At 62.7% G+C, this 14364-nt stretch carries 15 protein-coding genes; 12 read left to right on the top strand and 3 right to left on the bottom strand.

Going from position 1 to position 14364, the window contains the following annotated elements:
* Positions 1-138: 138 nt before the first annotated feature.
* Complete coding sequence (locus ACIPSK_RS17840; RefSeq protein WP_162115549.1) at positions 139-1971, bottom strand: extracellular solute-binding protein; 1833 nt, start codon at positions 1969-1971, stop codon at positions 139-141.
* A gap of 113 nt (positions 1972-2084) precedes the next feature.
* Positions 2085-2714 carry a TetR/AcrR family transcriptional regulator gene (locus ACIPSK_RS17845; RefSeq protein WP_162115550.1) on the bottom strand — a complete coding sequence of 210 codons (630 nt, stop codon included), beginning with the start codon at positions 2712-2714 and terminating at the stop codon, positions 2085-2087.
* A 35-nt stretch (positions 2715-2749) separates the two neighbouring features.
* Here ACIPSK_RS17845 and ACIPSK_RS17850 point away from each other — a divergent pair, with 35 nt between their 5' ends.
* The 7 genes from ACIPSK_RS17850 (at position 2750) to ACIPSK_RS17880 (ending at position 9504) form a co-directional block, all read left to right on the top strand.
* Complete coding sequence (locus tag ACIPSK_RS17850; RefSeq protein WP_162115551.1) at positions 2750-3322, top strand: isochorismatase family protein; 573 nt, start codon at positions 2750-2752, stop codon at positions 3320-3322.
* Positions 3323-3445: 123 nt separating this feature from the next.
* Entirely contained in the window at positions 3446-4522 is a 1077-nt protein-coding gene (gene mepA / locus ACIPSK_RS17855; protein WP_162115552.1) for a penicillin-insensitive murein endopeptidase, read from the top strand.
* A 127-nt stretch (positions 4523-4649) separates the two neighbouring features.
* Positions 4650-5030: a methylglyoxal synthase gene (locus ACIPSK_RS17860; protein WP_162115553.1), complete on the top strand. Its 381-nt coding sequence runs from the start codon at positions 4650-4652 to the stop codon at positions 5028-5030.
* A gap of 17 nt (positions 5031-5047) precedes the next feature.
* Positions 5048-6073, top strand: coding sequence for a glucokinase (locus ACIPSK_RS17865; RefSeq protein ID WP_162115554.1), 1026 nt, complete (start codon positions 5048-5050; stop codon positions 6071-6073).
* A gap of 146 nt (positions 6074-6219) precedes the next feature.
* Positions 6220-8007, top strand: a complete 1788-nt coding sequence (locus ACIPSK_RS17870) for an ABC transporter ATP-binding protein (RefSeq protein ID WP_162115555.1) — start codon at positions 6220-6222, stop codon at positions 8005-8007.
* Between the two features lie 15 nt (positions 8008-8022).
* Positions 8023-8847: a 4-hydroxy-tetrahydrodipicolinate reductase gene (gene dapB / locus ACIPSK_RS17875; protein ID WP_162115556.1), complete on the top strand. Its 825-nt coding sequence runs from the start codon at positions 8023-8025 to the stop codon at positions 8845-8847.
* Positions 8848-8868: 21 nt separating this feature from the next.
* The gene (locus ACIPSK_RS17880; protein WP_017966507.1) at positions 8869-9504 is read left to right on the top strand and encodes a 2,3-bisphosphoglycerate-dependent phosphoglycerate mutase; all 636 of its coding nucleotides are present in this window, start codon (positions 8869-8871) and stop codon (positions 9502-9504) included.
* 140 nt (positions 9505-9644) lie between these two features.
* Here ACIPSK_RS17880 and phnF read toward each other — a convergent pair whose 3' ends face one another.
* Positions 9645-10382, bottom strand: a complete 738-nt coding sequence (gene phnF, locus ACIPSK_RS17885) for a phosphonate metabolism transcriptional regulator PhnF (RefSeq protein ID WP_017966506.1) — start codon at positions 10380-10382, stop codon at positions 9645-9647.
* Positions 10383-10499: 117 nt separating this feature from the next.
* On the opposite strand from phnF, the gene phnG reads away from it, so the two are divergent.
* Genes phnG through phnK form a run of 5 tightly spaced genes read left to right on the top strand, consistent with a single transcriptional unit; the run spans position 10500 to position 14340 of the window.
* The gene (gene phnG, locus ACIPSK_RS17890; RefSeq protein ID WP_162115557.1) at positions 10500-10976 is read left to right on the top strand and encodes a phosphonate C-P lyase system protein PhnG; all 477 of its coding nucleotides are present in this window, start codon (positions 10500-10502) and stop codon (positions 10974-10976) included.
* Positions 10976-11584 (top strand): phosphonate C-P lyase system protein PhnH, encoded by a 609-nt coding sequence (phnH, locus tag ACIPSK_RS17895; RefSeq protein WP_017966504.1) that lies wholly within the window; start codon positions 10976-10978, stop codon positions 11582-11584. The genes phnG and phnH overlap by 1 nt, the downstream gene beginning before the upstream one ends.
* 4 nt (positions 11585-11588) lie before the next feature.
* Positions 11589-12695: a carbon-phosphorus lyase complex subunit PhnI gene (locus ACIPSK_RS17900; protein WP_162115558.1), complete on the top strand. Its 1107-nt coding sequence runs from the start codon at positions 11589-11591 to the stop codon at positions 12693-12695.
* Complete coding sequence (locus ACIPSK_RS17905; protein ID WP_162115559.1) at positions 12692-13567, top strand: alpha-D-ribose 1-methylphosphonate 5-phosphate C-P-lyase PhnJ; 876 nt, start codon at positions 12692-12694, stop codon at positions 13565-13567. Before ACIPSK_RS17900 ends, ACIPSK_RS17905 begins: the two co-directional genes overlap by 4 nt.
* The gene (gene phnK, locus ACIPSK_RS17910) at positions 13564-14340 is read left to right on the top strand and encodes a phosphonate C-P lyase system protein PhnK (RefSeq protein ID WP_162115560.1); all 777 of its coding nucleotides are present in this window, start codon (positions 13564-13566) and stop codon (positions 14338-14340) included. The genes ACIPSK_RS17905 and phnK overlap by 4 nt, the downstream gene beginning before the upstream one ends.
* Positions 14341-14364 lie beyond the last annotated feature (24 nt).

The raw sequence follows: 14364 nt of genomic DNA on the forward strand, positions 1-14364 counted from the left end.
TCCGGGAATGTTTTTCCTGTCTGCCTGCCGTCCAGTCTCATGCCGCTCAATCCGCCAGCCTTCCCTTGCCGGCCCTGCCGGCTTGTCGTGATTCGCTCGTGCCATTTGGAGCCGAGGGCCCCTGCATTGCAAGCCCGCTCATTTTGCCGAGGTCGACCACCAGGCATCGGGGAAGCCAAGGCTGTAGGCCGGAAACTCGGCCGGATGCGTGATCGTGTTCCAATAGGCGATGTTATAAGTGTCGCGGTAGAACAGCGGGATGACGTAGTGATTTGCAAGCAGGACCCGATCCATGGCCTTGATTGCTGCGATCTGCTCGTCGCGGTTCGGCGCGAAGATAATCATGCGAATGAGCTCATCAACGGCTTGGTTGGCTATGCCGGCATAATTGCGGGAACCCTGTTGGTTGACCGAACCGGATCCCCAATAGTCGGCTTGTTCGTTGCCCGGATTCATGGTCTCCGCCCAGACATTCCAGATCATATCGAAGTCAAAGCTGCGCTCGCGATTGACAGACTGCGAGGCATCGACTGTCCGGACCCGCGCATCGATGCCGATTTTCCTGAGATTGTTGGCATAAGGCACCGCCCAGCGCTCCAGCATGGGGCTCGACAACAGGATCTCGAAACTCATCGGCTGGCCGGTCTTGGTATTGACCATGCGATTGCCCTTGATCTCCCAGCCGGCTTCTTTGAAAAGCGCAATCGCCTTGCGGAGATTGTCGCGGCTCTTCTGCGGATCGCCGCCGACAGGATTGCTGTAGGGCGTCGTGAAGACTTCGGGCGGAACCTTATCCTTCATGCCCTGCAGAATTTCCAGCTCTCTGCCCTGCGGAAGGCCGGAGGAGGCGAGTTCGGTGTTCCAGAAATAGCTGTCGATGCGCTTGTAACTATTAAAGGCCACAGTGCGGTTCAGCTCCTCAAAATCCAGACCATAGTTCAGCGCCTCGCGGACCCTGATGTCCTTGAAGAGGTCACGTCGCATGTTGGGCACGAGAGCCTGCATGATGCCGGTGGCGCGTAGCGGGTTTGCAACCTCCTCTTTCTTGACACGTCCTTCCTTCACTGCGGGAAAATCATATCCCGTCGCCCAGCGGGCAGCCGTGGTTTCCTGCCAGTAGTCGCTGTTGCCGGCGCGAAAGGCCTCGAACTCGACATCCCGGTCACCGAAATAGGTGTAGTGGACGTTGCGGAAATTGTTCTGTCCGACATTCACATTGAGGTCCTTGCCCCAGTAGTCGTCACGCAATTCATAGCGGATTGTCGCGCCGGGTGAGAAGGAAGCAATCTTGTAAGGTCCCGAACCCATCACGCGCTCGAGGGTCGTCTTTGAGATATCGCGCGGCTTGCCGTCCGGTCCCTGCCCCTCCCACCAATGTTTCGGCACGACCACCAACTGGCCAAGAATATTCGGGAGCTCCCGGTTGTTCTTCTCATCGAAGGTGAAGGTGACGTCGCGATCGCCGGTCTTTTCGGCTTTGACCACGTGGCGGTAATAGTTACCCGTGAGGGGGTTTAATTCCTTCGTCTTATCGAGACTGAAGATGACGTCCTCGGGCGTTACCGGCTGACCATCCGCCCATTTCGCTTCCTTGCGCAGGCGGAAGGTCGCGCTCGATACGTCGGCGGGAAAAGACAGTCCTTCGGCAAGCAGACCATAGGAGACGAGGAGTTCGTCGTCGGCGGGCTTCATCAGCGTGTCGTAAACGAGCGTCAAGCCCACGGCGGTCTGACCTTTGGCAAGCAGCGGGTTGAAGGTGTCGAAGGCGCCGCTTGCGGAGAGGCGCAGGTCTCCGCCTTTCGGTGCATCGGGATTGACGTAGTCGAAATGCGCAAAGCCCGGCTTGTATTTCATCTCGCTGATGACCGAGCTTCCGATCTGAAACGGCTGGTCCTGACCCGTTGCCGGCATTGGCGCCAGAGCGCCCGCAAGCGATAGAAACAAACCGATCTTGGACCACAGAGCCGCCATTCACGCTTTCCCCTGATTATTGGTGGGTTCGACAATACGAAAAATACGGGCGAAAAACAGGAGAGAGTTTGGTTTTTGCCGGGCGCGCCAAATTTTGACCCATCGGGTCCGTGTCAAGGCGTCGCCTCTTCGAGCCGCCTTCGCAACATGCGGCGCAACTCTGTTACAAGGCGCGGGTCGCCGGCGCTGTCGGGATCATAGGCGGCGGCAACGACGATGCGCAGAAGCTCCAATATGAGGGCCGCAAGCAGATCGACATCGGGCTCCACCGAAGGGTTGGCCTTCCTCAGCAAGGCGACGATGCTTGCCCGCATTTCGGCGCGCGAGCGTGCCTTGCGTTCCTTGGGAATGTCGCGTCTGGCCGCCAGAACAGGAAATTCCGGGAACTCCTCGATGAAACTCCCGAGCCTCGTGAAGACCGCATCGCCGATCTCGGCTGCAGTCCTTCCCGCGGATTCGTCCTCGAGCGCGGCCAGTGCCGCATTGAAATGCTGCAGCCGGTCGATATGCAGCGCCTCGGCAAGAAGGAGCTTCGTCGGAAAGAATTGATAGAGCGAGCCGATCGAGGAACGGGCGGCGGCGGCGATTTCAGTCATTGTTGCGGCATCATAGCCCTTTTCGAGGAAGACCTTTGCCGCGGCTTCGAGCAGGACGGCAACGCGCTCATGGCCGCGCTGGCGTTTCGGGACACGGGTCTGCAGCTCGGGGCTTGATTTTTGTGAGGCATCCCTCATATTACTCATTGTGAGGATATCCTCATATTTTATGGAGCCCTTTCATGCCGCTTTACGATCCCAAAACCACCGCGCTCATTTCCATCGATCTGCAAGGCCTCGTCCTTGGCCGGGCGCTGGCGCCCCATTCCGGCCAGCAGGTGGTCGAAAACACCGCCGTCATCGCCACCGGCCTGAAGGCGGCCGGCGGAACGATCATCCTCGTCACCGTCGGATTCTCCCCGGATTATGCCGATGCTGTCAACCAACCGGCCGATGAGGCGCTGCAGCTTCCGGAAGGTGGCCTGCCAACTGCTGCCCTTGCCGTGCCGCCGGAGATTGCGGCCCTTGCCGCCGATGTCCATATCGTCAAGCATCACTGGAGCGCCTTTTACGGCACCGAGATGGATCTGCAGCTACGCCGCCGCGGTATCAGGACGGTGATCCTTGCCGGCGTCGCCACCAATTTCGGCGTCGAATCGACCATACGCGATGCCTTCGCGCATAACTATGCCGTCATCGCCGCCGAGGATGCGATGACCAGCTTTGCACCTGAGATGCATGATTTTTCCTGCCGGTACATCCTGCCGCGGCTGGCGCGCATCCGGAAAACCGCGGAGATCGTCACCAATAGCTGAGACGCTGCGGCGATCCGTCACCGCCTTCTTCTCCCACCGCCAGCTAAAACATCGATTCACCAAAATCACTTTTCACGATAGGTTCGATCGCAAATCACTTCGGCAGCGGTTCAAGGGAACAGTATGGCTTTCGGCTTCGCTCAGGCTTTCAGGACATTTGGCAAACTGACGCTTGCCGGCGCAATCGGCGCAAGCCTTGCCGCCGGTGACGTCGGTGCGGAGCAGAAGACGCCGAGCCCGGGCAGTGCCAAAGGGCAGTTCGGCGCCGTCAGCCTGCCGACGCAGGGACCGGCGCAACCGATCGGCTTCTACGCGAAGGGCTGCATGACGGGTGCGGTGGCGCTGCCGACCGACGGGCCGACCTGGGAGGCGATGCGGCTGTCGCGCAATCGCCGCTGGGGCAATCCGGCCACGATCGCGCTATTGGAACGATTTTCACAGGACGCCGCCAAATATGCCGGCTGGCCGGGCATTCTCGTCGGCGACATCGCCCAGCCGCGCGGCGGACCGATGCCCAGCGGTCATGCCTCCCACCAGATCGGCCTCGACGCCGACATCTGGTTCACGCCGATGCCGGTGCGGCGGATGACGGCCGAGGAGCGCGAAGATCTTCCCTTCACCTCGATGCTGCAGAAGAACAAATTTCTGACGATCGATCCCAAGGTCTGGACGGAATCGCACGCGCGGCTGTTGATGCTGGCCGCGAGCTATCCCCAAGTGGAGCGCATCTTCGTCAATCCGGCGATCAAAAAGAAGATGTGCGACACCTGGACGGGCGACCGCACCAATCTCGGCAAGCTCCGGCCGGAATACGGCCACGACTCGCATTTCCACATCCGCATCAAGTGCCCGCCCGGTGCTGCCGGATGCACACCGCAGGCCCCCGTCGCTGCCGGCGACGGCTGCGACAAGTCGCTCGCCTGGTGGTTCACGCCGGCGCCCTGGGCACCGCCGAAACCGCCGAAGCCCGGCGCCAAGCCGCCGAAGCCGCCGCGCGAGATGATGGTTTCCGACCTGCCGAAAGCTTGCGCCGCCGTGCTCGATGCTACTTCCGTGGCCTCTATGCAGGCCGCCACCTATGGCGGACCTTCCGCCGCAAGCGTGCTGGCCGCCGCTCCGGCCGCAGTGCCCGCCGCCGACGCCGATGGCGCTTTACCCGATGTCGGCCCGGTTCCGAACGACAAGCCGGCGATACAATGATCGAGGTTCTGGGACCGCGCCCTGAGACCAAACCCGCGGACGGAGACCCGGGGTGCGCTGTCTTTCAAATCGCAACCTCTTGGTATAAAGCGGTCAAATCGATTGAATTGTTCGGGCGGAGGGGTTGATGGCCGGCGGCAAATGCCTTGCATTGATTGCGCATGACCAGAAGAAGGACGACATGGCGGATTTCGCCCGCGCCAACAGGGACATTCTCTCCCGTTGGAAGATCGTCGCCACCGGCACCACTGGCGGGCGCGTGCTCGACGCCGCCCCCGATCTCCACGTCACCAGGTTGAAGAGCGGGCCGCTCGGCGGCGACCAGCAAATCGGCGCGCTGATTTCGACCGGCGAGGTCGATGCCCTGATCTTCTTCGTCGACCCTTTGACGCCGATGCCGCACGATGTCGACGTGAAGGCGCTGATGCGGCTGGCGATCGTCTATGATATTCCGATGGCGCTCAACCACGCGACCGCTATAAAACTTCTTCCCACACTTAAAGCCTGATCAGCACGGAACCGGCCATGCCAAAACCGACCAACAGCACCGCTCCGCTGCCTTTCCCGATCCTGATCGGCGATATCGGCGGCACGAATGCCCGCTTCTCCATCCTGACCGATGCCTATGCCGAGCCGAAGCAGTTTCCGAACGTGCGCACGGCGGATTTCGCCACGATCGACGAAGCGATCCAGCACGGCGTTCTCGACAAGACCGCCGTGCAGCCGCGCTCGGCGATCCTCGCCGTCGCCGGCCCGATCAACGATGACGAGATCCCGCTGACCAATTGCGACTGGGTGGTGCGGCCAAAGACGATGATCGAGGGCCTCGGCATGGAGGATGTGCTCGTCGTCAACGATTTCGAGGCGCAGGCGCTGGCAATCGCCGCGCTTTCGGATGAAAACCGCGAACGCATCGGCGACGCCACCGGCGACATGATCGCCTCCCGCGTCGTGCTCGGACCGGGCACCGGCCTCGGCGTCGGCGGGCTCGTGCATGCCCAGCACAGCTGGATCCCGGTTCCCGGCGAAGGCGGCCATGTCGATCTCGGGCCGCGCAGCAAGCGCGACTATGAAATCTTCCCGCATATCGAGACGATCGAAGGCCGCGTTTCGGCCGAGCAGATCCTCTGCGGGCGCGGCCTCGTCAATCTCTACCATGCCATCTGCATTGTCGACGGCATCCAGCCGACGATGAAGGATCCCGCCGACATTACTTCGCACGCGCTTGCCGGCAGCGACAAGGCAGCCATAGAGACCGTCTCGCTGTTTGCCACCTATCTCGGCCGCGTGGCGGGCGACATGGCGATGGTGTTCATGGCGCGCGGCGGCGTCTATCTCTCCGGCGGCATCTCGCAGAAGATCATCCCGGCGCTGAAGAAGCCGGAATTCCGGATTGCCTTCGAGGACAAGGCGCCGCATACGGCGCTGCTTCGCACCATCCCGACCTATGTGGTGACACATCCGCTGGCAGCGCTTGCCGGGCTTTCCTCCTATGCGCGCATGCCGGCGAATTTCGGCGTCTCGACAGAAGGCCGCCGCTGGCGGCGTTAAGCCTGGCTCGCAAAGAAATACAGCGTTCTTGGCGCGTCCTGGCGGACGCGCGGCGCTCTAGCCAAACCGGTCCCAACTCTTTATAGACGCCGGCAAAAGTGCGCGTCGCCTTTGCGGCGCGCTTGGTCCGAGACAGGAAATCCTATTTGGAAGCGGCGGAGAGCAGAACACAGGGCGTCAGCAGCGATACCGTAACCGGCATCCTGAAGCGCATCATCGCTGAAAACGGCCGCGATCATCTGTGGGGCTATGTCTTTGCGATCGCCTGCCTCGTCGTGGTGGCGCTTTCGACGGCGTTCACCGCCTGGATTATGCGGGCGATCATCGATGAGGCCTTCGCCAATCGCCGCGCCGACGTCGTCTGGATCATCTGTCTTTCGATCTTCATCGCCTTCGTGCTGCGCGGTTTTGCGAGCTACGGTCAGGCGGTGGCGCTTTCCAAGGTCGGCAACGATATCGTCGCCCGCTACCAGCGCCGGCTCTATGCGCATCTGATGACGCTTTCGGTCGGCTTTTTCAGCGAGGCGCGCTCTGCCCATATCGCCGCGCAGGTGAGCCAAAACGTCAGCGGCATCCGCGACGTGCTCAACCTGACGATCACCTCGACAGTGCGTGACCTGCTGACTTTCGTTTCGCTGCTCGCCGTGATGATCCTTCAGGATCCGCTGCTCAGCCTTGCCGTGTTCATCATGGCGCCGCCACTGCTTTATGCACTGCGCTATGTTTCGAAGCGGCTGCGCTCGGCGACTCGCGAGGCCGTGCATCTGAACAGCCACGTTCTCGGCGCCATGCAGGAGACGATCCAGGGCATCGCCATCGTCAAAGCCTTCACGATGGAAGAAGAACTGGAACGCAAGGTCAACAAGCTCATCAAGGGCGCCGAAAGCCGGGCCAACCGGATTGCCCGGCTTTCCGAGCGCACCTCTCCTCTGACGGAGAGTTTTGCGGGCTTTGCCGTCGCCAGCGTGCTTGCCTATGCCGCCTACCGCTCGATCTACTTCAATGTGCCACCCGGCGCCTTTTTCTCCTTCGTCACGGCGCTGCTGCTTGCCTATGACCCGGCCCGCCGGCTTGCCCGACTGCAGGTGCAGATGGAGCGCGCCGTCGTCAATGCGCGGATGATCTATGAATTGCTCGACATGGAACCGCGCCAGCGCGACCTGCCGGATGCCCGGCCGCTGACGGTGACGCAGGCAAGGATCGAATTTCGCAATGTTTCCTTCGCCTACGGCAATGAGAGCGTACTCAGCGGCGTGAGTTTCATCGCCGAGGGCGGCGCGACCACAGCACTTGTCGGCCCCTCGGGTGCCGGTAAATCCACCGTCATCAGCCTCATTCCGCGCTTCTACGATCCGCGCGAGGGCGAAATCCTGATCGACGGGCAGGATATCGCCCACATCACCAAGAAGTCGCTGCGCCAGCAGCTCGCCTATGTCTCGCAGCAGCCCTATCTGTTCGAGGGCACGATCCGCGACAATATTCGCTATGGCCGGCCGGAAGCGACTGATGCCGAGGTGGAGGAGGCGGCGCGGCTTGCCTATGCGCATGATTTCATCTCAGCACAGCCGCAAGGTTACGAGACGCCGGTCGGCGAAAACGGCGTGACGCTTTCAGGCGGCCAGCGCCAGCGGCTATCGATCGCGCGTGCCCTGGTGCGCAATGCGCCGATCCTGCTTCTCGACGAGGCGACCTCGGCCCTCGACACCGAATCCGAAGCCGCCGTGCAGAAGGCGCTCGACGAAGCGATGAGCGGACGCACCGTCGTCGTCATCGCCCACCGGCTGTCGACCGTGGTGCGCGCCGACAAGATCGTCGTCATGCAGCAGGGCCGTGTCGTCGAGGAAGGCAATCACGAGACGCTTGCGAAGGTTAGCGACGGTCTTTACGCTCGCCTCAACAACCTGCAGAGGCCCTCGGCCTCCGATTCAAACTGACCTGGTGAGACTGACATGAGCGATGCTGCGATGAAACTGGTGGTGGTTGGCGCAGCCGGACGCATGGGGCAGACTTTGATCCGGCTCATCCATTCGATCGAAGGCGTCAGGCTGCATGCGGCGGTCGAGCGCGCCGGCTCGCCCTTCGTCGGCAAGGACGCCGGCGAGATCGCCGGTCTCGGCCCGACTGGTGTCATCATCGGCGACGATCCGCTCAACGCCTTTCTCGATGCCGAAGGCGTACTCGACTTTACCTCGCCTGCTGCAACAGTGGAATTCGCAGGCCTCGCCGCGCAGGCCCGCATCGTCCATGTCATCGGCACGACGGGCTGTTCGGACGACGACAATGCGAGGATCGCCGCCGCCGCCCGCCATGCCCGCATCGTCAAGTCGGGCAATATGAGCCTCGGCGTCAACCTGCTCGGCGTGCTCGCCGAGCAGGCGGCGCGTGCGCTCGATCCTGTCGACTGGGACATCGAGATCCTGGAAATGCACCACAAGCACAAGGTGGATGCGCCGTCCGGCACCGCCCTTCTCCTCGGCGAGGCCGCGGCAAAAGGGCGCGGCATCGATCTTGCCTCGAAGTCGGTCCGGGTGCGCGACGGCCATACCGGCGCCCGCGAGGCGGGCACGATCGGCTTTGCGACGCTGCGCGGCGGCTCCGTCATCGGCGAGCATTCCGTGCTTTTTGCCGGCGAAGGTGAAATCGTCACCCTGTCGCACAGTGCGGCCGACCGCTCGATCTTTGCCCGTGGCGCCATCAAGGCGGCCCTTTGGGCACGCGACAAGAAGCCGGGTCTCTATTCCATGCTCGACGTGCTCGGGCTTTCTTCCTCATAACGATACTACGGAGGCATATTCATGAGCGGTACCCTCGTCCTCGTTCGCCACGGCCAGAGTGACTGGAACCTGAAGAATCTCTTCACCGGCTGGAAGGATCCCGATCTGACCGAGCTCGGCATCCAGGAAGCCAATGCCGGCGGGGCGGCGCTCGCCGAATACGGCATCAAATTCGACGTCGCCTACACCTCCGTGCTGGTGCGCGCGCAGCACACGCTGAAGCTCATCCTCGACAAGGTCGGCCAGCCCGATCTCCTGACGATCCGCGACCAGGCGCTGAACGAGCGCGATTACGGCGATCTCTCCGGCCTCAACAAGGATGATGCGCGCGCCAAATGGGGCGAGGAACAGGTGCATATCTGGCGCCGCTCCTATGACGTGCCGCCGCCCGGCGGTGAAAGCCTGCGCGACACCGGCGCCCGCGTCTGGCCCTACTACCTCACCGAAATTCTGCCGCGCGTGCTCAGAGGCGAGAAGGTGCTGGTTGCCGCGCACGGCAATTCGCTGCGCTCGCTGGTGATGGTGCTCGACAAGCTCACCCGCGAAGGCGTGCTCGCCCTCAACCTCGCGACCGGCGTGCCGATGGTCTACAAGCTGAAGGCGGATTCCACCGTCGCTTCCAAGGAAGTGCTCGGCGACATGTCGGGCGCGCATTAATCTTGGCTGATCTTTCCCCCTTAGACCATTTCCGTTTTTCTACGAATCACGGAGATGCTCTATCTCTTTGTTTTCACGCAATTCCGAACGCAAAACCGCTACGCACTTTTGCTGGAATTGCTCTAGGCGGGGAAAGGCGCTCAATTCTCGATGGTGAACTGTACCCGGTCGGCCGCGAAGCGGCTGATCGAATATTGCACCGGCACACCCTCAAGATCGGTATTCATCGCCTTGGCGATCAGCAGGATCGCGCCGGGGGTGAGTTCGAGGTCGGCCATGTCGGCCGCACTCGCATGGGCGGCCGTCACTTCGGTCGTCGCCCGGACATAATCCGGCAGGCCGAGTTCAGCGAAAGCCTTGGTAATCGATTCTCCCGTCCGGTAGGCCTCACCGATACCGGCAAAGCGCTTGGCGGGAAACCAGCTCGTCGCCCTTGAAACCGGCCGCTTGTCCGCCTGACGCAATGTTTCCAGGCGGATCACCTCTTCTCCCGGCTTCAGGCCCAGCCAGCGGGCAATCTCGGCACTCGCTTCTTCCTTCGCCTCATCGAGCAGAAGGCCCCGCATTTCACGCGCCTGATCGCCAATGCCGGCGGTGAAGCGCGTGCGCCGCGTGATCGGGAAGTTCAGTCGCTCCTTACGCTCGATCAGCGTGCCGCGACCCTGTACCGCGCGGACGATACCCTCCTGCGCCAATGCCGCCAGCGCGCTACGCACCGTATGCCGGTTGACGCCGAATTGCAGCGCCAGCATTGTTTCCGGCGGCACCATTCCCGTTTCGTCATAGGCTCCCGTGCTGATCGCCTCACGAATCCGATCGGCGATCTGGCGCCAGAGCGCCACGCCGGTTTGCCTTTGCACCTGCTTCAATCCCGCCATTCCGCCCCTGCTCGTCCATTTAACTCTCGATGTCACACGCTTGTCACGACATCGATTTAGAGCTAAGTATATCTTGTATGGTTGTCTATATCAATAGACATTTTAAGGGAAGCGGCGATGATATCAGCGGACAGGACAGACGCTGCGTCACAGACGGCATCCGGGCGCAAACGCGCCGCCGATCTGCTGGCGCGCGCGGAGCGCAGCGAACTCCAGGCGGTCTTCGATGCGCTGCCGGAAAAGCCTGTGGCCCATCCGGTGCGCGGACCGGAAACCGGGCTGGTGATGGTGCGCGGACGCATCGGCGGCGGCGGCGCTCCTTTCAACCTGGGAGAAGTGACTGTGACGCGAGCGACCGTCCGGCTTGGCTCCGGCTCGGTCGGCCATGCCCAGGCGCTCGGCACCGACCGCGAGAAGGCCAGGCTTGCGGCGATCTTCGACGCGCTCTGGCAGGAGGAGGCGACGAAGGACTTCGTCGAACAGGTCCTGCTTTTACCGATCACTGAGCGGATTGCCGATGCCGAACGCCGCAAGGCGGACGAGACGGCGGCAACCCGCGTCGATTTCTTCACCATGGTGCGGGGAGACAACTGATGGGCCTGAAGACAGAAGCTCTGACCGGCGGCTTTGCCGAGCCGGTCTTCCATGCCCAAAGCGTCTTCAAGATGCTGATGGACGGGATGGCCCGCCCCGGCACGATCCAGACCGTTCAGCCCGATGTCGCTCCGCCGGCACCGCTCGGCATCGCCGCCGGCACGATCGCGCTGACGCTTTGCGACCACGACACGTCAGTCTGGCTTTCCCAGGGACTGGCGAGATCCGCCGTGCCGGAGTGGCTCGGCTTCCATACCGGCGCACCGTTGACCACCGAAAAAGCCGAGGCGCGCTTTGCCTTCACCGAGGCCGGCACCGCGCTTTCCTCCTTCGGCCTGTTTGCATCAGGCACGCAGGACTATCCCGACCGCTCGACGACCCTGATCATCGAGCTCGCCAATCTCGAGGGTGGCCGCAGGCTGGCGCTGATGGGTCCCGGCATCCAGAGCGTGACGGAGATCGCGCCGATCGGTCTGCCGGAGACCTTCCTGCGGCTCTGGACCGAGAACCGTGCGCTCTTTCCGCGCGGCGTCGACATCGTGCTGACGGCGGGCAAGCGTTTCCTCTGCCTGCCGCGCACCACCAAGATCACAGCAACGGAGATCTGAGCTCATGTATGTTGCCGTCAAGGGTGGCGAGACCGCCATCGCCAATGCCCACCGCCTGCTTGCCGACCGCCGCCGCGGCGACCGTTCGCTGCCGGCGATCGGCATCGAACAGATCGTGGCGCAGCTGGCGCTCGCCGTCGACCGCGTCATGGCCGAGGCTTCGCTTTTCGACCGCACACTCGCTGCACTCGCCATCCGCCAATCGCGCGGTGACATGATCGAAGCGATCTTCCTGCTGCGCGCTTACCGCACGACGCTGCCACGTTTCGGCTATTCCAGGCCGCTCGACACGGCTGATATGACGATCGAACGCCGCATCTCGGCGACCTACAAGGATCTGCCGGGCGGCCAGCTTCTTGGGCCTACCTTCGACTATACCCACCGGCTGCTCGATCCCTCGCTGCTTTCGGACGAGGCGGTGGAGACGCCCGCTCAGCGCGCGGCCGAGACCGGCCGTGTCATGCGCGTCTCCGAGATCCTCGGCGAGGAAGGCCTGATCGAGGCCGACGGCGACATGCCGGAAGATCACGAGATCGGCGACCTGACCCGCGAACCGATGGAATTCCCGATGACCCGGGATCTCCGCCTGCAGGCGCTTGCCCGCGGCGACGAGGGCTTCCTGCTGGCGCTCGGTTATTCGACCCAGCGCGGCTATGGCCGCAACCACCCCTTCACCGGTGAAATCCGCATCGGCGACGTCGAGGTGGAATTCGACGTGCCGGAACTTGGTTTCGCCGTCTCGCTCGGCACGATCCAGATCACCGAATGCCAGATGGTCAACCAGTTCAAGGGGTCGGCCAAGGCGCCGCCGCAATTTACCCGCGGCTACGGCCTGGTCTTCGGCCAGAGCGAGCGCAAGGCGATGGCGATGTCGCTGGTCGACCGTGCGCTTCGCGCCGAAGAGCTCGGCGAGGATATCACCGCACCGGCACAGGACGAGGAATTCGTCATCTCGCACTCCGACAACGTCCAGGCGACGGGCTTCGTCGAGCATCTGAAGCTTCCGCATTATGTGGACTTCCAGGCCGAACTCGATCTCGTCCGCCGCATGCGCCGCGAATTCGAAGCCGCCCGCAACGGTGGCGAAGAGATGAAGGAAGCCGCCGAATGACCGATCTGGCCAGCTACAACTTCGCCTATCTCGACGAACAGACCAAGCGCATGATCCGCCGGGCGATCCTGAAGGCAATCGCCATTCCGGGTTACCAGGTGCCCTTCGCCTCGCGCGAAATGCCGATGCCCTATGGCTGGGGCACCGGCGGCGTGCAGGTGACGGCCTCGATCATCGGACCGGACGACGTGCTGAAGGTCATCGACCAGGGCGCCGACGACACGACCAACGCCGTCTCCATTCGCGCCTTCTTCCAGAAGGTCGCCAATGTCGCGGTGACGACACATACAAAGGATGCAACGATCATCCAGACGCGCCACCGCATTCCCGAGGAAAAGCTCGAGGCCGGCCAGGTGCTCGTCTACCAGGTGCCGATCCCCGAGCCGCTGCGCTTCCTCGAACCGCGCGAGACCGAGACGCGCAAGATGCACGCGCTCGAAGAATACGGCCTCATGCATGTGAAGCTCTACGAGGACATCGCCCATAACGGCCGCATCTCGCGGACCTACGCCTATCCGGTGAAGGTCCACGGCCGCTATGTCATGGACCCGTCGCCGACGCCGAAATTCGACAATCCGAAGATGCATATGTCGGATGCGCTGCAGCTCTTCGGCGCCGGACGCGAGAAACGCATCTATGCGGTTCCGCCTTATGCCGACGTCGTCAGCCTGGATTTCGAGGATTATCCCTTCGATATCCAGCGCTTCGACAAGCCCTGCGCCCTTTGCGGCGCCGAGGACGTCTATCTCGACGAAGTGGTTCTCGACGACAAGGGCGGGCGGATGTTCGTCTGCTCCGACACCGATCATTGCGAAGACCGCCGCGCGCACGGACATGCCGGCGAGATGCTGGCCCGGGAGGCTGCAGAATGAGCGATACTCCGCTTCTCAAAGTCCATGACGTTTCGAAATTCTATGGCAACCGCATCGGCTGCCGCGACGTCTCGTTCGAGCTGTGGCCCGGCGAAGTGCTCGCCGTCGTCGGTGAATCCGGCTCCGGCAAGACGACGCTGCTCAACTGCCTCTCCACCCGGCTGCTGCCGAGCACCGGCAGCGTCGAATATCACATGCGCGATGGCAGCTACCGCGATCTCTATCGCATGAACGAGGCCGAGCGGCGCTTCCTGATGCGCACCGACTGGGGCTTCGTGCACCAGAACCCGGCCGATGGCCTGCGCATGACCGTTTCTGCCGGCGCCAATGTCGGCGAACGGCTGATGGCGATCGGCGACCGGCACTACGGCAGGATCCGCGCTTCGGCGATCGACTGGCTCGAACGCGTCGAGATCGACGCCGACCGCATCGACGACCAGCCGCGTGCCTTTTCCGGCGGCATGCGCCAGCGATTGCAGATCGCCCGCAACCTCGTCACCGGCCCGCGCCTCGTCTTCATGGATGAACCCACAGGCGGCCTCGACGTCTCGGTGCAGGCGCGGCTGCTCGATCTCGTGCGCGGCCTCGTCAACGACCTCGGCCTCTCGGCCATCATCGTCACCCACGATCTCGCCGTCGCCCGCCTGCTCTCGCACCGGATGATGGTGATGAAGGACGGCTACGTCATCGAACACGGGCTGACCGACCGCGTGCTCGACGACCCGCGCGAACCCTACACGCAGCTGCTCGTCTCCTCGATCCTGCAGGTCTGAGGCCCGAAACCAAGGAAGAAGAAT

The sequence above is a fragment of the Rhizobium sp. LARHSG275 genome (assembly GCF_052871115.1).